Origin of the sequence: Streptomyces sp. WMMB303 (assembly GCF_029351045.1) — a bacterium.
In the GTDB taxonomy this organism is placed as follows: domain Bacteria; phylum Actinomycetota; class Actinomycetes; order Streptomycetales; family Streptomycetaceae; genus Streptomyces.
In genome coordinates, this window is sequence record NZ_JARKIN010000001.1 from 6,625,978 (window position 1) to 6,647,067 (window position 21,090).

The 21,090-nt window shown below is 71.8% G+C and carries 19 protein-coding genes and 1 tRNA gene; 11 read left to right on the top strand and 9 right to left on the bottom strand.

The window, feature by feature from the left end; all coding sequences use genetic code 11:
* The first annotated feature begins 39 nt into the window (after positions 1 to 39).
* The 5 genes from acs (at position 40) to P2424_RS28635 (ending at position 5,629) form a co-directional block, all read left to right on the top strand.
* Positions 40 to 2,007, top strand: coding sequence for an acetate--CoA ligase (gene acs / locus P2424_RS28615; RefSeq protein WP_276478556.1), 1,968 nt, complete (start codon positions 40 to 42; stop codon positions 2,005 to 2,007).
* 210 nt (positions 2,008 to 2,217) lie between these two features.
* Complete coding sequence (gene nhaA, locus P2424_RS28620; protein WP_276478557.1) at positions 2,218 to 3,801, top strand: Na+/H+ antiporter NhaA; 1,584 nt, start codon at positions 2,218 to 2,220, stop codon at positions 3,799 to 3,801.
* 99 nt (positions 3,802 to 3,900) lie between these two features.
* Positions 3,901 to 4,371 (top strand): phage holin family protein, encoded by a 471-nt coding sequence (locus P2424_RS28625; protein ID WP_019355556.1) that lies wholly within the window; start codon positions 3,901 to 3,903, stop codon positions 4,369 to 4,371.
* Positions 4,368 to 5,312 carry an alpha/beta hydrolase gene (locus tag P2424_RS28630; RefSeq protein ID WP_276478558.1) on the top strand — a complete coding sequence of 315 codons (945 nt, stop codon included), beginning with the start codon at positions 4,368 to 4,370 and terminating at the stop codon, positions 5,310 to 5,312. The genes P2424_RS28625 and P2424_RS28630 overlap by 4 nt, the downstream gene beginning before the upstream one ends.
* Positions 5,313 to 5,443: 131 nt before the next feature.
* Positions 5,444 to 5,629, top strand: coding sequence for a hypothetical protein (locus P2424_RS28635; RefSeq protein ID WP_276478559.1), 186 nt, complete (start codon positions 5,444 to 5,446; stop codon positions 5,627 to 5,629).
* Between the two features lie 101 nt (positions 5,630 to 5,730).
* On the opposite strand, the gene P2424_RS28640 is transcribed toward P2424_RS28635, so the two are convergent.
* The 3 genes from P2424_RS28640 to nth all read right to left on the bottom strand — a co-directional run bounded on the left by P2424_RS28640 (position 5,731) and on the right by nth (position 8,978).
* On the bottom strand, positions 5,731 to 6,930 hold the full coding sequence (locus tag P2424_RS28640; protein ID WP_276478560.1) for a MarP family serine protease: 1,200 nt from the start codon (positions 6,928 to 6,930) through the stop codon (positions 5,731 to 5,733).
* 210 nt (positions 6,931 to 7,140) lie between these two features.
* Entirely contained in the window at positions 7,141 to 7,833 is a 693-nt protein-coding gene (locus P2424_RS28645) for a CoA pyrophosphatase (protein ID WP_276478561.1), read from the bottom strand.
* A 41-nt stretch (positions 7,834 to 7,874) separates the two neighbouring features.
* The gene (gene nth / locus P2424_RS28650; RefSeq protein ID WP_276478562.1) at positions 7,875 to 8,978 is read right to left on the bottom strand and encodes an endonuclease III; all 1,104 of its coding nucleotides are present in this window, start codon (positions 8,976 to 8,978) and stop codon (positions 7,875 to 7,877) included.
* 265 nt (positions 8,979 to 9,243) lie between these two features.
* Between nth and P2424_RS28655 the strand changes: the two genes are divergently transcribed.
* Positions 9,244 to 9,918 carry a Crp/Fnr family transcriptional regulator gene (locus P2424_RS28655; RefSeq protein ID WP_019355551.1) on the top strand — a complete coding sequence of 225 codons (675 nt, stop codon included), beginning with the start codon at positions 9,244 to 9,246 and terminating at the stop codon, positions 9,916 to 9,918.
* Positions 9,919 to 10,080: 162 nt separating this feature from the next.
* On the opposite strand, the gene P2424_RS28660 is transcribed toward P2424_RS28655, so the two are convergent.
* The 4 genes from P2424_RS28660 to P2424_RS28675 form a co-directional block, all read right to left on the bottom strand.
* Complete coding sequence (locus P2424_RS28660) at positions 10,081 to 10,911, bottom strand: MBL fold metallo-hydrolase (RefSeq protein ID WP_276478563.1); 831 nt, start codon at positions 10,909 to 10,911, stop codon at positions 10,081 to 10,083.
* A complete protein-coding gene (locus P2424_RS28665) occupies positions 10,908 to 11,792 on the bottom strand; it encodes an NUDIX hydrolase (protein ID WP_276478564.1) in 885 nt (294 codons plus the stop codon). Before P2424_RS28665 ends, P2424_RS28660 begins: the two co-directional genes overlap by 4 nt.
* 275 nt (positions 11,793 to 12,067) lie before the next feature.
* Complete coding sequence (locus tag P2424_RS28670) at positions 12,068 to 12,532, bottom strand: RidA family protein (RefSeq protein WP_276478565.1); 465 nt, start codon at positions 12,530 to 12,532, stop codon at positions 12,068 to 12,070.
* Positions 12,529 to 12,690, bottom strand: a complete 162-nt coding sequence (locus P2424_RS28675) for a DUF4177 domain-containing protein (RefSeq protein ID WP_019355547.1) — start codon at positions 12,688 to 12,690, stop codon at positions 12,529 to 12,531. Before P2424_RS28675 ends, P2424_RS28670 begins: the two co-directional genes overlap by 4 nt.
* Before the next feature lie 173 nt (positions 12,691 to 12,863).
* Between P2424_RS28675 and P2424_RS28680 the strand changes: the two genes are divergently transcribed.
* Complete coding sequence (locus tag P2424_RS28680) at positions 12,864 to 13,862, top strand: ArsA-related P-loop ATPase (RefSeq protein WP_276478566.1); 999 nt, start codon at positions 12,864 to 12,866, stop codon at positions 13,860 to 13,862.
* A 71-nt stretch (positions 13,863 to 13,933) separates the two neighbouring features.
* A complete protein-coding gene (locus P2424_RS28685) occupies positions 13,934 to 15,538 on the top strand; it encodes an ArsA family ATPase (RefSeq protein WP_276478567.1) in 1,605 nt (534 codons plus the stop codon).
* Positions 15,539 to 15,727: 189 nt separating this feature from the next.
* On the opposite strand, the gene P2424_RS28690 is transcribed toward P2424_RS28685, so the two are convergent.
* On the bottom strand, positions 15,728 to 16,078 hold the full coding sequence (locus P2424_RS28690) for a WhiB family transcriptional regulator (RefSeq protein WP_276478568.1): 351 nt from the start codon (positions 16,076 to 16,078) through the stop codon (positions 15,728 to 15,730).
* A 479-nt stretch (positions 16,079 to 16,557) separates the two neighbouring features.
* On the opposite strand from P2424_RS28690, the gene P2424_RS28695 reads away from it, so the two are divergent.
* Positions 16,558 to 18,915, top strand: a complete 2,358-nt coding sequence (locus tag P2424_RS28695) for a transglycosylase domain-containing protein (protein WP_276478569.1) — start codon at positions 16,558 to 16,560, stop codon at positions 18,913 to 18,915.
* 387 nt (positions 18,916 to 19,302) lie between these two features.
* Here the strand turns inward: P2424_RS28695 and P2424_RS28700 are convergent, their stop codons facing one another.
* A complete protein-coding gene (locus P2424_RS28700; RefSeq protein WP_276478570.1) occupies positions 19,303 to 19,767 on the bottom strand; it encodes a GatB/YqeY domain-containing protein in 465 nt (154 codons plus the stop codon).
* A gap of 188 nt (positions 19,768 to 19,955) precedes the next feature.
* On the opposite strand from P2424_RS28700, the gene P2424_RS28705 reads away from it, so the two are divergent.
* On the top strand, positions 19,956 to 20,900 hold the full coding sequence (locus P2424_RS28705; RefSeq protein ID WP_276478571.1) for a metallophosphoesterase: 945 nt from the start codon (positions 19,956 to 19,958) through the stop codon (positions 20,898 to 20,900).
* 106 nt (positions 20,901 to 21,006) lie between these two features.
* A tRNA-Pro gene (locus P2424_RS28710) sits at positions 21,007 to 21,080 on the top strand.
* Positions 21,081 to 21,090: the final 10 nt, after the last annotated feature.

Sequence of the window (21,090 nt, forward strand, 5' to 3'; positions counted from 1 at the left end):
TCAGGTATTGGTCTACACCACTTGCCGACGGGAGCCGACATGAACGAGAGTCCTTCCCTCTCCAACCTGCTCAAGGAGGAGCGCCGGTTCGCCCCGCCCGCCGAGCTGGCCGCGAACGCCAACGTGACCGCTGCGGCGTACGAGCAGGCCGAGGCCGACCGGCTGGGCTTCTGGGCCGCACAGGCACGGCGGCTGACCTGGGGCACCGAGCCGACCGAGACGCTGGACTGGTCGAATCCGCCCTTCGCGAAGTGGTTCCAGGACGGCAAGCTCAACGTCGCCTACAACTGCGTGGACCGCCATGTGGAGGCGGGCCACGGCGACCGGGTCGCCATCAACTTCGAGGGCGAGCCCGGCGACACCCGCGCCCTCACCTACGCCGACCTCCAGCGGGAGGTCTCGCAGGCCGCCAACGCGCTGACCGAGCTCGGTGTGCAGGCGGGCGACCGCGTCGCGGTGTACATGCCGATGATCCCGGAGACGGTCGTCGCGATGCTGGCGTGCGCCCGGATCGGAGCGCCGCACTCGGTCGTCTTCGGTGGCTTCTCCGCGGACGCGCTGGCCACCCGGATCGAGGACGCGGACGCCCGTGTCGTCATCACCGCCGACGGCGGCTACCGCAAGGGCGCGGCGTCCGCGCTCAAGCCGGCGGTGGACGAGGCGCTCACCCGGCCGGGCACCGAGAAGGTCCGCAACGTACTGGTCGTCAAGCGGACCGGCCAGGAGGACATCGCGTGGCACGAGGAGCGCGACCTGTGGTGGCACGAGGTGGTCGGCCGCCAGTCCGAGCAGCACACGCCGCAGGACTTCGACGCCGAGCACCCGCTGTTCATCCTGTACACCTCGGGCACCACGGGTAAGCCGAAGGGCATCCTGCACACCACCGGCGGCTACCTCACCCAGGTCGCCTACACCTCCCACGCGGTCTTCGACCTCAAGCCGGAGACCGACGTGTTCTGGTGCACGGCCGACGTCGGCTGGGTGACGGGCCATTCGTACATCGTCTACGGCCCGCTCGCCAACGGCGCGACGGAGGTGCTGTACGAGGGCACTCCCGACTCGCCGCACAAGGGCCGCTGGTGGGAGATCGTGCAGAAGTACGGCGTCACCGTGCTCTACACCGCGCCGACCGCGATCCGCGCGAGCATGAAGTGGGGCGACGACATCCCCGCGAAGTTCGACCTGTCGTCGCTGCGCATCCTCGGTTCGGTGGGCGAGCCCATCAACCCCGAGGCGTGGGTGTGGTATCGGCACCACATCGGAGGGGACCGCACACCGGTGGTGGACACCTGGTGGCAGACGGAGACCGGCGGCATGATGATCAGCCCGCTGCCGGGCGTCACCGAGGCGAAGCCGGGTTCGGCGCAGGTGCCGCTGCCCGGTATCTCGGCGACCGTCGTGGACGACGAGGCCAACGAGGTGGCCGACGGCGCCGGCGGCTACCTCGTGCTGACCGAGCCGTGGCCCTCGATGCTGCGCACCATCTGGGGCGACGACCAGCGCTTCCTCGACACCTACTGGTCGCGCTTCGAGAACAAGTACTTCGCGGGCGACGGCGCCAAGAAGGACGACGACGGCGATGTGTGGCTGCTGGGCCGGGTGGACGATGTGATGCTCGTCTCCGGGCACAACATCTCCACCACGGAGGTCGAGTCCGCCCTGGTCTCCCACCCCAAGGTGGCCGAAGCCGCGGTCGTGGGCGCGACCGACCCGCAGACGACGCAGGCCATCTGCGCGTTCGTCATCCTGCGCGGCGGCACGGCCGAGGACGGGGAACTGGTCGAGGAACTGCGCGCGCACGTCGCCAAGCAGCTCGGCCCGATCGCCAAACCCAAGCGCATCCTGCCGGTCGCGGAGCTGCCCAAGACCCGCTCCGGAAAGATCATGCGCCGGCTGCTGCGCGACGTGGCGGAGAACCGGACGCTGGGTGACACCCAGACCCTCACCGACGCGTCTGTGATGGAGCTCATCCAGTCCAAGCTGCCGAACGCGGCCAGCGAGGACTGACACCGCCGACGCGGGCCGGGCAGTACCCGCACGGGGGCGTGCGGGCTCCGGCGCCGGGAGGGGCATCCGGACAACCGACCGGGTGCCCCTCACCCGTTTGGTTAGGCTGGCTGTGTCGCCTCCGCGAGGCGGCAGGTCCGTGGGCGAGCCGGGAAGTCTGGTCGGCACACACCACAGGTGTGTCCGCACCACCTCCCGGAGGCCCGCGCCATGACTCCGCCGCACCGCCCCGACCAGGACACCGATCCCGAGCAGCCGCGGCCGTCCCCCCGGCAGGACGCGCAGGTCACCGCGCGGTCCGAGCGCTCCGCCGGGCAGCCCGCTCCCCCCTCCGGGCCCGCCGGGCAGCCCGCCGCCGACCACGACGGGCAACAGTCCGCCAACCCCGCCGAAACGTCCGCCGGGCGGAACGGCGGCCACCGCTCGGTCTTCCTCGGCAGGCTCCCGCTGCGCGAACGTACGTTCCTGGCGGACGCGCTCCGCACCGAGACGGTCGGCGGCACCCTGCTGCTGGCGGCCGCAGTCGTCGCCCTGCTGCTCGCCAACACCGGAGCCGTCGGTTTCTACCAGGATGTCAAGGACTTCCACTTCGGCCCCGAGGCACTCCATCTGAACCTCTCGGTCGCCGACTGGGCCAAGGACGGCCTGCTCACCCTGTTCTTCTTCGTCGCCGGGATCGAGCTCAAGCGGGAGCTGGTCGCGGGCGAACTGCGCGATCCGCGGGCCGCCGCCCTGCCGATCGTCTCGGCCGTGTGCGGAATGGCCGTCCCGGCGCTGGTCTATCTGGCCTTCGCCGCCGGAGGCGGGGACCTCCGCGGCTGGGCGATCCCGATGGCGACCGACATCGCCTTCGCACTGGGGGTGCTGGCGGTGCTCGGCACCGGGCTGCCCTCCGCGCTGCGCGCCTTCCTGCTGACCCTGGCCGTCGTCGACGACCTGGGCGCCATCGTCATCATCGCGATCTTCTACTCGGCCGGCATCAGCTTCGGGGCACTGGCGGGCGCCGTCACCGGGCTGGCCGTCTTCTGGTTCCTGCACCACCGGGGGGTGCGCGGCTGGTACGTGTACGTCCCGCTCGCCCTCGTGGTCTGGGGGCTGATGCACGCCAGCGGAGTGCACGCCACGGTCGCCGGCGTCGCGATGGGCCTGATGCTGCGCTGCTCCCTGCGGCCCGGCGAGGAGACCTCACCGGCCGCCCACATCGAACACCGGATCAGGCCGCTCTCGTCCGGACTCGCCGTGCCCGTCTTCGCCCTCTTCGCCGCCGGGGTGACGGTCTCGGGCGGCGCGCTGGGCGACGTGTTCAGCAAGCCGGAGACGCTGGGCGTGGTGTTCGGTCTGCTGGCGGGCAAGACGCTGGGCGTGTTCGGCGGCGCGTGGGCCGCCGTGCGCTTCACCAAGGCCGAGCTCAACCGCGAGCTGGGCTGGGCCGACGTACTGGCCATCGCGGCGCTGTCCGGCATCGGCTTCACCGTCTCGCTGCTGATCAGCGAACTGGCCTTCACCGACGATCCCGTGCTCGCCGACGAGGCCAAGGCCGCCGTGCTGATCGGCTCCCTGCTGGCCGCGGTGTTCGCCGGAATCATGCTCAAGATCCGGGCCCGCAGGCACCGTTCGCTGGTGGACGCCGAGAACCGCGACGAGGACGGCGACGGGGTCCCCGACGTGTACGAGGAGCACAACCCCGCGTTCCATCTGCGGATGGCGGCGCTCTACGAGGCGAAGGCGGCGGAGCACCGCAGGCTCGCCGAGGTGGCCACACGCCACGACGTGACGGACGATGGTCCGGCATGATCGGAGCCTGACCGGCCACCGCGAGGGAAACCCGCACGCACGCCAGGGAACTCCGGGCCCGCACCGCGACGGGCCCTCACTACCGCAAGGGAGACAGCGATGAGCGCAGCCGACGACGGCCGCAGCCTCGGCCAGTTGGTCGCAGCGGCGACCGCGGAGATGTCCGCACTGGTGCACGACGAGATCGCGCTGGCCAAGGCCGAGCTGCGACAGGACGTCAAGCGCGGCGTGCTGGGCAGCGGCGCCGCCCTGATCGCGGGAGTCTTCCTGCTCTTCGCGCTTCCCGTGCTGAGCTTCGCCGCCGCCTACGGCATCCACAACCTGGGGCTCGGTCTCGCCTGGTCGTTCCTGATCGTGGGCGGCGCCTTCATCGCCCTCGCGCTGCTCCTGCTGCTGCTGGCGCTGGCCAAGTTCAAGAAGGTCTCCAAGAGCAAGAGCCCGCAGAAGTCGGTGGCTTCCGCGAAGCAGACCGCCGCGGTCCTCTCGCACGCCAAGCCGCACCCGCGCGCGGCCGGGGACGGCGGCGAGGAGCACCCGCAGCTCCAGGGTGTGACACGCTCGTCCGTATGACGCTCGCAGACAGCCCGGCGGCGGTGATCCGCCCCGAGGGCCCCTGGACGCACCGGGACGTGGCAGCCAACGGAGCGCTGTTCCACATCGCCGAGATGGGTGAGGGCCCGCTGGTACTGCTGGTGCACGGCTTCCCGCAGTACTGGTGGACGTGGCGGCACCAGCTCCCCGCGCTGGCCGACGCGGGCTACCGGGCTGTGGCGATGGACCTGCGCGGAGTGGGCGGCAGCGACCGTACGCCGCGCGGCTACGACCCGGCCAACCTCGCGCTCGACGTGACCGGTGTGATCCGCTCACTGGGCGAGCCCGACGCGGCACTGGTCGGACACGACCTGGGCGGCTACCTGGCGTGGACGGCGGCGGTGATGCGGCCCAAGCTGATCCGCCGCCTCGTCGTCGCCTCGATGCCGCACCCTCGCCGCTGGCGGGCCGCCATGTTGCGGGACGTCCGGCAGACGGCGGCCAGCTCCTACATCTGGGGGTTCCAGCGCCCGTGGCTGCCCGAACGTCGGCTCGTGGCGGACGACGGCGCTCTGGTGGAGCGGCTGATCCGGGACTGGGCCGGCCCCAAACCGCCCGGCCCGACCGCGGACGCGGGCGTGTTGGCGGTGGAGAACTACCGGCGGGCGATGTGCGTACCGTCCACGGCGCACTGCTCGGTGGAGCCGTACCGGTGGCTGGTGCGGTCGCTGGCGCGTCCGGACGGGATGCAGTTCTACCGTCGGATGAAGCGTCCGGTGCGGGTGCCGACACTGCATCTGCACGGTTCACTCGATCCGGTGATGCGGACTCGGAGCGCGGCGGGGTCGGGCGAGTACGTCGAGGCCCCGTACCGCTGGCGCCTGTTCGACGGGCTGGGGCACTACCCGCACGAGGAGGACCCGGCGAGCTTCACCGGTGAACTGGTGCACTGGTTGAGCGATCCGGAACCGGACCGCTGAGCCGCCGGCCCGGAACCGGGCGGTGCCACCGTTCCCGGCGGCCGGGCGGCCGCACACATGTGCCCGGCGCATAGGCCGATTGCCGGACCCCGGGGCGATTACTGACCTTGGGGCGGGGGCAGGGACCCGGTATGGGGTTGACGCACGACTTCCGTGACGTGGCACGTAACCGCAGCCATCTGAGGCACCCGCGTGGCCGGGCTTTCCCGCGCGCCGCGACCCGGCTGCATCCCACCGACGCAGAGCTGGGCATCCCCCGCATCCTGCGTCGCCGCGCACGCTGGGTCAGCGCGAGACTGCGGCATCACCGCTCCTGATCCGTCCGGCATCCCCGTCGCTGCCGTCTGCCGTCTGCCGGTCGCCGTCGTCGGCGTACTCATTGCGCCCCGGCGTGGTGCGGCAGGACGGGGCCGGGCCGTCAGATCGCGCAGCCCTGGGTGTCCGCCTTCCGCTGGTCCGTGCGCCCGCGGGTGATGTCCTCGCGGATCTCGTCGACGCTGAGGGCGTAGCCGGTGCGGTCGTCGTCCAGGGACTTGGCGAAGATCACTCCGTAGACGCGGCCGTCGGGGGTGAGCAGCGGGCCGCCCGAGTTGCCCGGCCGGATCGCGGTGTAGAGCGAGTAGATGTCCCGCCTGACGGTGCCCCGGTGGTAGATGTCGGGGCCTTCCGCCTCCAACCGCCCGCGCACCCGGGCGGAGCGGACGTCATAGCCGCCGTTCTCCGGGAAGCCCGCCACGATCGCGTCGTCGCCGCTGTGCGGATCCCGCTTCGCGAAGCGCAGCGCGGGCGCGTTCAGCTCGGGCACGTCCAGCACCGCGATGTCGCGCTTCCAGTCGTAGCGCACGACACGGGCGCTGTAGCGCCGCCCCTCACCGCCGATCTGCACGGTCGGCTGCTGTACGCCGCCCACGACGTGCGCGTTCGTCATCACCCTGCCCTTCGAGAAGACGAACCCGGTGCCCTCCACCTCTTTCCCGCAGCTCTGCGCCGTGCCGACGACCTTGACGATGCTGCGCTTGGCCCGCTCCGCGACGGGGCTGCCCGCCAGCTCGGGACTCGGCGGCGGAACGTCCTGGATCGGCTCCCTGGAGAAGGGCGAGAAGACCTGCGGGTAGCCGTTCTTGGCCAGAACGGAGGAAAAATCGTCGAACCAGGCGTTGGCCTGCTGCGGCATCACATGCGAGACGCCGAGCAGCACCCTGGAGTTGCGCACCTCCTTGCCGAGGGTGGGCAGGGAGGTACCGGCCAGCGCGGAGCCGATCAGCCAGGCGACGATCAGCATCGCGACGACGTTCACGAACGCACCGCCCGTCGCGTCCAGGGCCCGGGCCGGGGTCCAGGTGATGTACTGCCGCAGCCTGTTGCCCAGATGGGTGGTCAGGGCCTGGCCGACGGAGGCACAGATGATCACGATGATCACCGCGGCTATCGCCCACCCCGTCCCCGGCCTGTCGCCCGAGGTGAACTGGTCCCAGAGCAGAGGCAGGACGAGCAGCGCGATCAGACCGCCCCCGAGGAACCCCAGGACGGACAGGATGCCGACGACGAAGCCCTGGCGGTAGCCGACGAGCGCGAACCACACCGCAGCCACGATCAGCAGTACGTCCAGCACGTTCACCGAATCAGCCTCGCCTCGGGTCCATCCCGGCAGTCCATTCCCCCCGCTCCGGCAGCACTCGACACGCGGGCCGGACCGGTCCGAGCACCGCCCCTGCGCAAGGGCCGGGGCCGGGCGGTCGCCGTGCGGAGGCGGCACCCGGAGAGCGGAAGAGACACCGTCTCATGCGCACGCGGGTGCGAGGGGCACGCGGGTCGTCGATCGCGGGCGTCACGCCTTCCAGTCGAGCGGGACCCGGCGGTCGCGGTCCCAGGGGCGCTCCCATCCGGCGTGGTGCAGGATGCGGTCGATCAGACCGGCCGTGAACCCCCACACCAGTGCGGAGCCCACCAGGAAGGCGGGGCCTACGTGTCCGGCCGGATGCACGGCCATGACGCGGTTGCCGGGGTCGGTGAGATCCGAGACCGGGACGGTGAAGACCCGGGCCGTCTCCGCCGGGTCCACCGGCGCCACCGGCGTGCGGCGGCGCCACCAGCCGAGCACCGGGGTGACGACGAAACCGCTCACGGGAATGTAGAGGCTGGGCAGTATCCCGAACACCTGCACGCCCGAGGGGTCGAGTCCCGTCTCCTCCTCGGCTTCGCGGAGCGCGGCGCGCAACCTGCCGTCCCCTTCCGGATCGCCGTCCTCCGGATCCAGCGCCCCGCCCGGGAAGGAAGGCTGCCCGGCGTGCGAGCGCAGACTGGAGGCACGCTCGATCAGCAGCAGCTCGGGGCCGCGCGGACCGTCGCCGAACAGCACGAGCACGGCGGACGGCCGACCGCCGCCGTCGCGCGGCGGCAGAAAGCGGCTGAGCTGGCTCGCCTCGACCCCCTCCGCCGCGTCGCACACCGGGACGAGCCACTCCGGCAGACCCTCGCCGCTGACCTCGATCGGTGCCGAGGGCGCGGGGCCGCCCGCCACCGGGCACTCCGCCGCATGGTCCGAGGACCGACCGGAACCCGTCACCGGGCCGGCCCGGTGGCGGAATCCGCGGCGGGGCCGGAAGCCGAACCGGTGGCCGGGGCCCGGGAGGGCAGCGGTGGCGCAGGACGTCCCGGGTAGTCGGCCGGCGGCTTGAGCCGCTGCCCCGGCTGACCACCCATCTCGTACTTGAGCAGCTTCTTCGCCTTCTCCGGGTCCGTCTCGCCCTCCCCGTAGGAAGGGCACAGCTCGGCGATGGGGCAGGCGCCGCAGGCGGGCTTGCGGGAGTGACACACACGGCGGCCGTGGAAGATCGTGCGGTGCGAGAACATCGTCCACTCGCTCTCCGGCAGCAGGTCGTCGATCTCCTGCTCGACCTTGACCGCGTCCGTCTGCTCGGTGAGCTTCCAGCGGCGCACCAGTCGGCCGAAGTGCGTGTCGACCGTCAGCCCCGGTACGCCGAAGGCGTTGCCGAGCACGACGAACGCCGTCTTGCGGCCCACACCGGGCAGTTTCACCAGCTCGTCCACCGAGCCGGGGACCTCGCCGCCGTGATCGTCCCGCAGCGCCGCGGAGAGGCCGAGCAGGGACTTGGCCTTGGAACGGAAGAAGCCGGTGGGGCGGATCAGCTCCTCCAGCGCCTCCGGATCGGCCGCCGCCATGTCCTCCGGAGTGGGATACGCGGCGAAGAGGACGGGAGTCGTCTGGTTGACGCGCAGATCCGTGGTCTGCGCCGAGAGGACGGTGGCCACCAGAAGTTCGAACGGATTCTCGAAATCCAGCTCGGGGTGCGCGTAGTAGTAGACCTCGGCCAGTGCGCTGTTGATCCGCGCGGCCCGCTTCGCCCGGGCCGCCTGCGACTCCGGCTTGCTCCCGGACGCCTTCGCCGCGGCCTTCGCGGGGGCGGCCTTCTTGGCAGGGGCCGCCTTCTTCGCGGGGATGGCCTTCTTGGCAGAGGCCGCCTTCTTCGCGGGAGACGTCTTCTTCGCGGGGGCCTTGCCGGTCGCGGCCTTCTTCGCGGGGGTCGCCTTCTTCGCCGGGGCCCTACCGGCCGCCTTGACAGCCTTGGCGGTCCCGGTTCGCCCGGCAGTCTTCCCGGCAGCAGCCTTCCGTGCCGGTGCCGCGGCCGCCTCCTGTTCGCTCACAGCGGAATCCTCCGTCGCCGTCACCCGCCCAGCCCCCTCTCTGTCCGTGCGCTTCCCGGGGTATTGGACACTCGGCCAGCGTAAAGGGGCTCACCGACATTCGTGGCACAGGCGGCGGATCCGGGACCCTAGCGCGCCCCGCGTTGGGGGCGACAGCATGCGTGCGTCAAACTTATGGCTGATTGCTGTGACTGATCGCATGGTTTCACCGTCCGGCATCATGGGTTCCACGGATCCCATGGGCAGGTCGACAAGGAGAGAACTCGTGGACGACGTTCTGCGGCGCGCCCCGCTCTTCGCGGCGCTCGATGAGGAGCAGGCCGCTGAGCTGCGCGCCTCCATGACGGAGACGACGCTCGCTCGTGGCGAGGCCCTCTTCCACGAGGGTGACCCGGGTGACCGCCTCTACGTGGTGACCGAAGGCAAGGTGAAGCTGCACCGCACCTCCCCCGACGGCCGGGAGAACATGCTGGCGGTGCTGGGCCCCGGAGAGCTGATCGGGGAACTCTCCCTGTTCGACCCGGGCCCACGGACGGCCACCGCCTCGGCGCTGACCGAGGTCAGGCTGCTGGGTCTGGGCCACGGCGACCTCCAGCCCTGGCTGAACGCCCGGCCCGAGGTGGCCTCGGCGCTGCTGCGCGCCATCGCCCGACGGCTGCGCCGCACCAACGACTCCATGTCCGACCTGGTCTTCTCCGACGTGCCCGGCCGGGTGGCCAAGCAGCTCCTGGACCTCTCCCGCCGCTTCGGCGTGCAGTCCGAAGAGGGCATCCACGTCGTCCACGACCTGACCCAGGAGGAGCTGGCCCAGTTGGTGGGCGCCTCCCGGGAGACCGTCAACAAGGCGCTGGCCGACTTCGCCGGGCGCGGCTGGCTCCGGCTGGAGGCCCGTGCGGTGATCCTGCTGGACATCGAGCGGCTGGCGAAGCGCTCGCGCTGACCTACGGAACGTGGGGCCTGCAGGGCCGACGGACGGGTGAACCACGATCGACGGACCAGGACCGACGGACCGGGGCCGACGGACCGGGGGCGGCTCCGCCGGCCCGGCCGCGCGGAGCGCCTTCCTCGCGGTCCGGTGTCCGGTCGGCGGCGGCCGGGCACCTCACACCAACCCGTGTTCGAACAAATAGTCGAGCTGGGCCCGTACCGACAGCTCCGCAGCCGGCCACAGCGTCCTGTCCACGTCCGCGTAGACGTGAGCCACCACCTCGGCGGCCGTCCGATGCCCCTGCTCGACGGCTGTCTCCACCTGGGCGAGCCGTTTGGCCCGGTGCGCGAGATAGAAGTCGATCGCGCCCTGCGCGTCGTCGAGCACCGGACCGTGCCCCGGCAGGACACGGCTGACGCCGTCGTCCACCGTCAGGGAACGCAGCGCGCGCAGCGAGTCCAGATAGTCGCCGAGCCTCCCGTCCGGATGTGCGACGACCGTGGTGCCCCGCCCCAGCACCGTGTCGCCGGTGAGCACCGCCGCGTCGGCCGGGAGGTGGAAGGAGAGCGAATCGGCGGTGTGCCCCGGTGTGGGCACCACACGCAGTTCCAGTCCGCCCGTGGCCACGACGTCCCCCTCACCGAGCCCCTCGTCGCCCAGGCGCAGCGCCGGGTCGAGCGCCCGGACCGGCGAGCCGGTCAGCTCGGCGAACCGTGCCGCCCCCTCGGCGTGGTCCGGGTGACCGTGGGTGAGCAGCGTCAGGGCGACCCGCTTGCCCAGCTGCTCGGCCGTCTCCACGACCCGGCGCAGGTGCGCGTCGTCCAGCGGACCGGGGTCGATGACGACGGCGAGCGGCGAGTCGGGTTCGGCGACGATCCAGGTGTTGGTGCCGTCCAGCGTCATGGGCGACGGGTTGGGGGCCAGGACGCAGTGCGCACGGCTGCTCATCTGACCGCCCGGGGCGCCACCGCGCGGCCGGCCGGGGAGTGCTGCTGCGTCGGTCATGAAGGATCGATCCTCTTGGTGAACTCGTCGTGTCCTGGCCAGTTCAGTACGATCTGACCGTCCTCCAGACCGGCGCGGGCGAGCACGGGCGCCAGATCGCACCCTCCGGCCGCGGCCAGAGCCTCGGCCGCCGTCGGGTGCGGGGCCAGTTGGCGCAGGGTGGCGATGGTGGGCGGCATCATCAGCAGTTCCCCGCGGTCGTAGCCCGCGGCCGCCTCCTGGGGACGGACCCAGACCGTCCGGTCGGCCTCGGTCGAGGCGTTGCGGGTGCGCTGGCCCTCGGGGAGCGCGGCGACGAAGAAATAGGTGTCGTAGCGGCGGGCCTCGAACTCCGGTGTGATCCAGCGGGCCCAGGCACCCAGCAGGTCGTCCCGCAGGACGAGCCCTCTGCGCTCCAGGAAGTCGGCGAAGGCCAGTTCGTGGGCGACGAGCGCCGCACGGTCCGCCTCCCAGTCCTCGCCGGTGGTGTCGGCGACGACGCTGTGCGGGTCGGGCCCGGCCAGCAGGACACCCGACTCCTCGAAGGTCTCCCGGACAGCCGCGCACACGATCGCCCGCGCCGTGGCCTCGTCCGTCCCCAGCCGCTCGGCCCACGAGGCGGCCGACGGCCCCGCCGCATCCGCGCCGCGCGCGTCCCGCGGGTCGACGGAACCGCCCGGATACGCGTACGCGCCGCCCGCGAACGCCATCGAGGCGCGGCGCCGCAGCATATGGACGGCGGGCCCGTCCGGGGTGTCCCGCAGGAGCATCACGGTCGCGGCTCGGCGCGGGGTCACCGGGGTCAGCTCGCCCGCGGCCAGGGCGCGGATGCGCTCCGGCCACTCGGGTGGATACCACTGGCCGTTCCGGGCGGGCGGAGTGGACGACGACGAGGAGGACATGGCCGGATGCTACGGCCCGCCGCCCCGATGTTCGAGAGGCAGCGGGTCCACCTGCGACTGCGCACCGGGCACGGCGGCTGCCGGCCGGTGCGCCGGCCGACTGTCCGCCCGCTCCGGAGGCCCGAGTCGGCCGCCCGACGGCTCTCCTGCGGCAGCACGGCACGCCGACCCGGTCCGGCCCCCGTTGCGGTCCGGCCCCCGTTGCGGTCCGGCCCGCCGACGCGGTCCGGCGTGCCGACGCCGGTCCGGCTCGCCGAGCTGTCCGCGTGGCCGGTTCAGTCCGCCAGCTCGACCTGCATCTCGACCTCGACCGGCGCGTCCAGCGGCAGGACCGCCACTCCGACGGCGCTGCGCGCGTGGACGCCCTTGTCGCCCAGCACCTCGCCCAGCAGCTCGCTGGCGCCGTTGATGACGCCGGGCTGCCCGGTGAAGTCCGGCGCCGAGGCGACGAACCCGGTGACCTTGACGACGCGGGCTATCCGGTCGAGGTCCCCGGCCACGGACTTGACGGCGGCCAGCGCGTTCAGCGCCGCCGTGCGCGCCAGGTCCTTCGCCTCCTCGGGAGTGACCTCGGCGCCGACCTTCCCGGTCATCGGCAGGGTGCCCGACACCAGCGGGACCTGCCCGGCGGTGTAGATGTACCGGCCGCTCTGCACCGCCGGGACGTAGGCGCCGGCGGGGGTGGCGGTCTCGGGCAGCGCGAGCCCGAGCTGCGCGAGCCTGTCCTCGGCCGCGCTCACGCCTGCTTCTCCCGCTTCAGATAGGCCACGAGCTGCTCGGGGTTGTTCGGCCCGGGCACGACCTGGACCAGTTCCCAGCCGTCTTCGCCCCAGGTGTCGAGGATCTGCTTGGTCGCGTGCACGAGGAGCGGCACGGTCGAGTATTCCCACTTCGTCATGGGGAGACCCTAACGAACGCCGGGACCGGAGAAACCGCCGCGCGCACCCCGTTCCGGGGCATGCTGCCGCGCGGCCCCCGGGTCGGGCCACGACCGGCACCGGCACCCGCTCCCCCGGGGTCGTCGGCGACCGGTCTCGCCGGAGCCGCAGGCAACGAATTAGGCTCCCAGCCGTGAGCAGGCTCCACGTAGTGACCGGCAAGGGCGGGACCGGCAAGACGACGGTCGCCGCCGCGCTCGCGCTGGCGCTGGCGCAGGACGGGCGGCGCACGCTGCTCGTGGAGGTGGAAGGGCGCCAGGGCATCGCGCAACTCTTCGAGACGGAACCGCTGCCGTACGAGGAGCGCAAGATCGCTGTCTCGCACGGCGGCGGCGAGGTGTACGCGCTGGCGATCGACGCCGAGCGGGCGCTGCTCGACTACCTCCAGATGTTCTACAAGCTCGGCAGTGCCGGGCGCGCGCTCAAACGGCTGGGCGCCGTCGACTTCGCGACCACCATCGCGCCCGGGCTGCGCGATGTACTGCTGACCGGCAAGGCGTGCGAGGCGGTACGCCGCACGGACCGACAGCAGCGGCCCGGCTACGACGCCGTGGTGATGGACGCGCCGCCCACCGGCCGCATCGCGCGCTTCCTCGGCGTCAACGAGGAGGTGGCCGGACTCGCCAAGGTCGGCCCCGTGCACAACCAGGCGCAGGGCGTCATGCGGCTGCTGAAGTCTCCGGAGACGGCTGTGCACCTGGTCACGTTGCTGGAGGAGATGCCCGTCCAGGAAACGGTCGACGGCATCGCCGAACTCCGTGCCGCCGGGCTGCCCGCCACCTCCGTGCTGGTCAACATGGTGCGTCCGGCGCTGCCGGGCGACGAACAGGTGGGGGCGGCGCAGGGGCGCACGGACGAGCTGGCCCGCGCCTTCGCCCGCGCGGGACTCGGGGACGAGCACCGCACAGGGGTCGCCGAGCAGCTCGTGGCACCGCTGCTGGAGCAGGGCAGGGAGCACGCCGAACGCGTCGCGCTGGAACGCGGGCTGCGCGCCGAGCTGTCCGCGCAGGGGCTGCCGGTGCGGGAGCTCGGCCTGCTCGGCCAGGGTGTCGAGCTGGCGGGCCTGTACGGCCTCGCCCGCTCCCTGCATCGCCAGTGGCGGACCACCGGGACGGACGGCACGCACCCGTGAGCCCCGGGCACCCCCAGCCGCCGCAGCCCCCCGTGCCACCACCCGCGACCTCCGGGGAAGGAGAGGCATCCATGGCCATGCCGCTGGAAGCCGACGCGCTGGATCTCGATCCGCTGCTGGACGACCCGACGACCCGGATCGTCGTCTGCTGCGGCTCCGGAGGAGTCGGCAAGACCACCACGGCCGCCGCCCTGGGCGTACGCGCCGCCGAGCGTGGCCGCCGGACCGTCGTCCTGACCATCGACCCCGCCCGGCGGCTCGCCCAGTCCATGGGCCTGTCCGAGCTGGACGACATCCCGCGCGAGGTGCCCGGCGTCGACCGGACGGCGGGCGGCGAACTGCACGCCATGATGCTCGACATGAAGCGCACGTTCGACGAGATCGTCGAGACGCACGCCGACCCCGACCGCGCCACGGCCATCCTGGAGAACCCCTTCTACCAGTCGCTCTCCACCGGCTTCGCCGGGACGCAGGAGTACATGGCGATGGAGAAGCTCGGCCAGCTCCGCGCCGGCGACGAGTGGGACCTGATCGTCGTGGACACCCCGCCGTCCCGGTCGGCCCTGGACTTCCTGGACGCGCCCAAGCGCCTCGGATCGTTCCTGGACGGGAAGTTCATCAAGCTGATGATGGCGCCCGCGCGGGTCGGCGGCCGGGCCGGGATGAAGGTCGTGAACCTCGGCATGGCCGGGCTCTCGCTCTTCACCGGCGCCCTCGACAAGCTCCTGGGCGCCGGCCTGCTGCGGGACGTGCAGACCTTCGTCGCCGCCATGGACACCATGTTCGGCGGCTTCCGCACCCGCGCGGACGCCACCTACCGGCTGCTCCAGGCCCCCGGCACCGCATTCCTCGTCGTGGCGGCGCCGGAGCGGGACGCGCTGCGCGAGGCGTCGTACTTCGTGGAGCGGCTCTCCGCGGACCGGATGCCGCTGGCCGGGCTGGTGCTCAACCGGGTGCACGACAGCCGCGCGTCCTGGCTGAGCGCCGAGCGGGCCCTCGCGGCCGCGGAAAATCTCGATGACGGCGGCATTGTGGATCGCGAACGGGGGAAGAGTCTGCATCGCGGCGCTCCATCGGCCGGTCCGGCGGATCCCGAGGACGGCTCCCCCGCCTCCCCGAGCCCAGGCACAGCCGGATCCGTCACCGCGCTCGAGGCGACCGAGCGGAACGGGGCGGCGCGAGCCGGGGCGCAGCGGACCGGAGCGCGTACCGGAACTGTGGAGCGCGCGGTACCCGACGCGCGGTCAGCCGCCGGTCAGCCGTCGGACGGTGACGCACACCCGCACGAGGACGCGGATCGCGAGGATGCGAGCCGCGAGAACACGGGCCACGAGGTGATGCGTCGGGACGGCGGCCGGGACGAGGACCGCACCGGGAAGACCGAGGACGCCCGGAAGACCGGGGACACCGGGGACACCGGGGACGACGAGCTCGCCGTGCTGGCAGCGGGGCTGCTGCGGCTGCACGCCGACCGGATGCGGCTGCTGGAGCGCGAGCAGCGCACGCGCGACCGCTTCACCGCGGTGCATCCGGACGTGCCGGTGGCCGAGGTCACCGCCCTGCCCGGAGACGTGCACGATCTGGACGGTCTGCGCACCATCGGTCTCCGTCTCGCCCACCAGCGCGAACGCACTGAAGCGGGCGGGGCCGAAGCGTCCGGCGCCGCAGCGGACTGACGCGAGGGGGCCGGCGGAACGTTCCCGTCGGCCGGCACGAGCCGACCGGGACGGGCGGTCCCGAGGCGGACGATCCGTCTGCGGCAGACCACGGACCGGAGCCTGACCGTCCCGAGCCGGGCCTGACCGTCCGGAGCCGAGCCGGGCGGATCGACCGGGTGCTCGGCGCAGGACCGTTCCTCCTGGTGGTCAGCCCACCGCTGCGTACCGTTCGTGCTCCTCCGCCTCGAGCTCCATGTCGACCGGCAGCATCACACCGGTGCTGCGCTCGTACTCGGAGCGCGCCGTCTCCAGCAGGCGCCGCCAGGAGGTGACCGTGGGGCGGCGGCGCAGCAGAGCTCTGCGCTCGCGCTCGGTCATTCCTCCCCAGACGCCGAATTCCACGCGGTTGTCCAAAGCGTCGGCGAGACATTCCGTACGAACCGGACACCCTGTGCACACGGCCTTCGCGCGGTTCTGCGCGGCGCCCTGCACGAACAGTTCGTCCGGATCCGTAGAGCGGCAGGCAGCCTGCGCGCTCCAGTCTGTTACCCAGCTCATTGCCGGTGCCGTCCTCTCCCGAATCGAGGCTCCCCCACGGCGGCGAACGGCATATTCACCGTTGCCAGTTGAGGACGTTACGGAAGAGCACACAGCACGCAACACCCCCTTCGGGCCCAATCTTGGATGGCCCGAACGGACTATGCGTGCGCAGGACATCACCCAACGGAGTGATCTGGGAGCACTGCGGCGGACACCTGAGCGAAGAGCAGGTCGGGCGCCACCGACGCACCGTGCCGCGAGGGCACAGAAGGGAAGCGGGGGAGGGGGAGGGGGAGGCGAAGGGGAAGGGGAAGAAAGAGCAGGAAGGGGAGGCGGAAGGGACAGGGAGAGGAGCGAGGGAAAGCAGAGGGACGTGAGGTGACGCAAGGTGTCAGAGTGACAACGAACCCAGCGTAGGCGCCCTGCACGGCCCTGTCCGGCGTTTGCCACGCTTCCCCACCGGTGCCGCGCCGCCGACGCGTCGTACGCTTCTCCCCATGGCCAAGAAGCGCGCGGGCAGCGGAGTCAGCAAGCCCCAGCAGATCGCCAAGTTCGTCGGGGTGAGTGTGCTGGCGGGGATGGTGATGGCCGGGCTCGCGCTGCCCGCCGTCGGAACGATCGGACTGGCGACGAAAGGCACCGTGGAGGGCTTCGACGAGCTTCCGGTGAACCTCAAGCGTCCGCCGCTCAGCCAGCGCACCACGATCCTCGACAACGAGGGCGGCGAGATCGCCAAGGTCTACTCCCGCGACCGCACGGTCGTCGACCTGAAGGACATCTCGCCATACATGCGCAAGGCGATCGTCGACATCGAGGACGCGCGCTTCTACCAGCACGGCGCCGTCGACCTCAAGGGCGTCCTGCGGGCGCTGAACCGCAACGCGCAGTCCGGACAGGTCTCCCAGGGTGCCTCCACGCTCACCCAGCAGTACGTCAAGAACGTCTTCGTCGAGGAGGCCGGGGACGACGCGCAGAAGGTCGCCCAGGCCACCAAGCAGACGATCGGCCGCAAGATCAAGGAGCTGAAGTACGCGATCCAGGTCGAGGAGGAGCTGGGCAAGAAGAAGATCCTGGAGAACTACCTCAACATCACGTTCTTCGGCCAGCAGGCGTATGGCGTCGAAGCGGCGGCGCAACGATACTTCTCGCGCTCCGCCAAGGAGCTGAATCTCGAACAGTCGGCGCTGCTGGCGGGCATCGTCCAGTCGCCCTCCCGGTACGACCCGATCGTCAACGAGGACGAGGCGCTCAAGCGGCGCAACACCGTGCTCGACAGGATGGCCGTCTACCACGACATCACCCGCGAGGAGGCCGAGTCCGCCAAGGAGAAGCCCCTCGGGCTGGACGTCAGCAGCCCCAAGAACGGGTGCATCACCGCCACCATGGGCGCGGGCTTCTTCTGCGACTACGTACGCCAGGTCTTCCTCACCGACGAATCGTTCGGCAAGACCCGCAAGGAGCGCGCCAAGCGCTGGAACCGCGGCGGGCTCACGATCAGGACCACGCTCGACCCGAAGGCGCAGAAGTCGGTCCAGAAGTCGATCAAGTCCCATGTGAACCAGTCGGACAAGGTCGCGACCGCGGCGACGATAGTGCAGCCCGGCACCGGCAAGATCCTGGGCATGGGCCAGTCCCGCCCCTACGGCTTCAAGCCCAAGGAGAACGAGACCCAGATAAACCTCTCGGTCGACAGCTCCATGGGCGGCGGTGCCGGCTACCAGCCGGGATCCACCTTCAAGCCCGTGATCGCCGCCGCCGCGCTGGACGGGGGCATCAGCCCCTACAAGTCCTACCCCTCGCCCTACCGCATGCAGTACCCCTCCCCGGTCGACACCTGCAACGGCAAGTGGCGCGGCAAGGCACCGGTCGAGAACGAGAACAGCACCGAGGTCGGCCCCTACCGGATGAAGGAAGCGACCGCGAAGTCGGTCAACACCTACTTCGTCTCCCTGATAGAGGAGACCGGGATCTGCCCGGTGACGAAGATGGCGAAGAAGATGGGCATCGAACGGGCCGACGGCAAGAAGATCGACCAGGTGCCGTCGATCTCGCTCGGCACCCAGGAGATGTCGCCGCTGACCATGGCCGAGGGCTACGCCACCTTCGCCAACCGCGGTGTGCACTGCACCCCCGTCGCCATCGAGTCGATCACCGACGCGCAGGGCAAGAAGCTGGACGTACCCAAGACCTCGTGCAAGCGCGCGATGAAGACGAAGACCGCCGACACCGTCAACACGCTGCTGCGCGGCGTGGTCGAGGACGGCACCGGCAAGAAGGCCGGACTGAGCGGCCGCGACAGCGCGGGCAAGACCGGTACCACCGACCAGCGGTACGCCGCCTGGTTCGTCGGCTACACCCCGAACATGTCCGGCGCCGTCTGGGTCGGCGACCCGGCCCACCGCACGCGGATGGTCGACATCACCATCGGCGGCGTCCCGCACGCCAAGGTCTTCGGCGGCGAGGTCCCGGGCCCCATCTGGCGGGACGCGATGGCCGGTGCGCTGGCCGGGGAGTCCGCACCGGACTTCCACCACGTACCGATCCGGGACGGCGGCAAGAAGCACCGCACCCCCAAACCGCCGTCCCCGCCGCAGCCGGACGACAACGGCGGCGACAACAAGCCCCGGAACCCGTGGCCGGACATCACCGTCCCGCCCAACCTGATCGGCGGCGGTGACGCCAACGGCGGCGACGGCGGCAACGGAGGAGGCATCGGCGGGCCCGGCGGCGACACGGGCGACGTCGGAGGCGGCGGCCTCCCCGGCGGCAACGGCAACGGAGGCGGCGGCGCCGACGGCGGTGGAGCCGCCGACGGAGGTGGCGGCTGGGACGCGGGAGCGGGCGGCTTCCCGTAGCCGCGGGGCTCCGGCAGGGGCCGCGGCCGCCTCGGGTTCGGACCGGCTCCGGGCGGGTCGGCTCGGGGCGGGTCGGCTCGGGGCGGGTCGGCGGCTCACGCGGACACTCCGCACCGGCCCCACCGACAGGCCACCACGTGCCACGACGTAGGGGGCACCCTCCGCGGGAGGGTGCCCCCTACGTCGTGGTGACATAGCGGGCCCGGTCTCGTACTCAGGGCCGCGCAGGAGGCCGCCGCGCGGCGCGGGCCCGCCATCCGGCGTCCGGGCGCCGGATCGGGCAGGCGCCGCGAGGGGCGGGCACCGTAGTGGGCAGCCGCCCGACGAGCACAGCGGCCCGGGCCCGCCGACAGGCGCCCCGGCACCCGCGGGCCCATCCAGGTCCGGCTAGCCCGCGAGCCGCTTCTTGACCGCCCCCGCGACCCGGCCACCCTCGGCACGGCCCGCGACCTTCGGGTTCACGATCTTCATGACGGCCCCCATCGCCCTCGGGCCCTCCGCACCGCCGGCCCGGGCCTCCTCGACGGCCTCGGCGACCAGCACGTCCAGCTCCTCGTCCGTGAGCTGCTGGGGCAGGTAGTCGGCGAGCACCTCGCCCTCGGCCCGCTCCCGCTCCGCCTGCTCGGTACGGCCCCCGTCCGCGAACGCCTCGGCCGCCTCCCGCCGCTTCTTCGCCTCTCGGGTGATCACCTTCTGCACCTCGTCGTCGGAGAGCTCGCGCGCACTCGTACCGGCGACCTCCTCCTTCGTGATCGCGGCCAGGGTCATCCGGAGAGTGGCGGAACGGAGCTCGTCGCGCTCCTTGATCGCTGCGGTCAGGTCGTCCTGCAGCCGGGACTTGAGCGTGGTCATGGGGCCAGTGTGCCAGCACACGGCCGCGGAGCGCCGGGGATATCCGGGCAGCCGCAGCCCTCCCGGGCCCGCGGCGGGGACGACGGCGAGGACCGCGAGAGACCCGAGAGCAGAAACCCCGGCCGTCCTGCCGGGAGGGGCGCCTCACGGCGCCGCGACCCCGCCTGCGGGTCTGCGACCATGGGGCCATGCGCGCGCGATACCGGATCCCCCTCAAGACAGCCCTCGGCATCACGGCACTCGGCGCGGCGTGCGTCGGGTACGCGGCCGGTGTGGAAGCCCGCTCGTTCCGCCTGCGACGGGTCTCGGTGCCCGTGCTGCCCCCCGGTATGCATCCGCTGCGTGTCCTGCAGGTCTCCGACATCCACATGGTCAGCGGCCAGCGGAAGAAGCAGCGATGGCTACAGGAGCTCGCCGGGCTGCGGCCCGACTTCGTGATCAACACTGGGGACAACCTCTCCGACACCGAAGCCGTACCCGAAGTCCTCGACGCACTCGGCCCGTTGATGGAATACCCGGGCGCCTACGTCTTCGGCTCGAACGACTACTACGGCCCCAAGCTGCGCAACCCCGCCAAGTACCTCATGGAGAAGGCGTCCGGCAAGCACGGGCTGAACGGAAATCCGCCCGCCGTCGGCGTCGTCCACAACCCGTGGGAGGAGCTGCGCGACGCCTTCGACTCGGTCGGCTGGGTCGGCCTCTCCAACACCAGGGGCCGCATCAAGCTGGACGGCGGCCAGGAGATCGCGCTGACCGGACTGGACGACCCGCACATCAAACGGGACCGCTACGGCGAGGTCGCCGGAGGCCCCGAGGCGGACGCCGACCTCTCCCTCGCCGTCGTCCACGCTCCGTACCTGCGCGTCCTCGACGCCTTCACCGCCGACCGCTACCCGCTGATCCTGGCCGGCCACACTCACGGCGGCCAGCTCTGCGTCCCCTTCTACGGGGCACTCGTCACCAACTGCGACATCGACACCGACCGGGTCAAGGGCCTCTCCACCCACCGCGCTGGCGGTCACGAGTCGTACCTGCACGTCAGCGCGGGATGCGGAGCCAGCCGCTACACCCCGGTCCGCTTCGCCTGCCCCCCGGAAGCGACCCTCCTCACCCTCACTCCCCGCGAGAACTGACCGACCCCGCGCCCCTCCCCGGGCCGTCTCCCGGCACGGGACCACCTCCCCGCGAAACCCGATTTCGCCTCAGCGCTCCCCTGGGCTAAAGTAGTCGTCGTTGCTTCGGGGTGTAGCGCAGCTTGGCAGCGCGCTTCGTTCGGGACGAAGAGGTCGTGGGTTCAAATCCCGCCACCCCGACACAGGTCAG

Bases quoted from the DNA above. Each gene is read 5' to 3' on its own strand.
- P2424_RS28675 (WP_019355547.1), bottom strand. From the start codon at position 12,690: ATGACGAAGTGGGAATACTCGACCGTGCCGCTCCTCGTGCACGCGACC.
- nhaA (WP_276478557.1), top strand. From the start codon at position 2,218: ATGACTCCGCCGCACCGCCCCGACCAGGACACCGATCCCGAGCAGCCG.
- P2424_RS28695 (WP_276478569.1), top strand. From the start codon at position 16,558: ATGGCCAAGAAGCGCGCGGGCAGCGGAGTCAGCAAGCCCCAGCAGATC.
- P2424_RS28625 (WP_019355556.1), top strand. From the start codon at position 3,901: ATGAGCGCAGCCGACGACGGCCGCAGCCTCGGCCAGTTGGTCGCAGCG.
- P2424_RS28635 (WP_276478559.1), top strand. From the start codon at position 5,444: ATGGGGTTGACGCACGACTTCCGTGACGTGGCACGTAACCGCAGCCAT.
- P2424_RS28700 (WP_276478570.1), bottom strand. From the start codon at position 19,767: ATGACCACGCTCAAGTCCCGGCTGCAGGACGACCTGACCGCAGCGATC.
- P2424_RS28690 (WP_276478568.1), bottom strand. From the start codon at position 16,078: ATGAGCTGGGTAACAGACTGGAGCGCGCAGGCTGCCTGCCGCTCTACG.
- P2424_RS28685 (WP_276478567.1), top strand. From the start codon at position 13,934: ATGGCCATGCCGCTGGAAGCCGACGCGCTGGATCTCGATCCGCTGCTG.
- P2424_RS28660 (WP_276478563.1), bottom strand. From the start codon at position 10,911: ATGACCGACGCAGCAGCACTCCCCGGCCGGCCGCGCGGTGGCGCCCCG.
- P2424_RS28665 (WP_276478564.1), bottom strand. From the start codon at position 11,792: ATGTCCTCCTCGTCGTCGTCCACTCCGCCCGCCCGGAACGGCCAGTGG.
- acs (WP_276478556.1), top strand. From the start codon at position 40: ATGAACGAGAGTCCTTCCCTCTCCAACCTGCTCAAGGAGGAGCGCCGG.
- P2424_RS28705 (WP_276478571.1), top strand. From the start codon at position 19,956: ATGCGCGCGCGATACCGGATCCCCCTCAAGACAGCCCTCGGCATCACG.
- P2424_RS28630 (WP_276478558.1), top strand. From the start codon at position 4,368: ATGACGCTCGCAGACAGCCCGGCGGCGGTGATCCGCCCCGAGGGCCCC.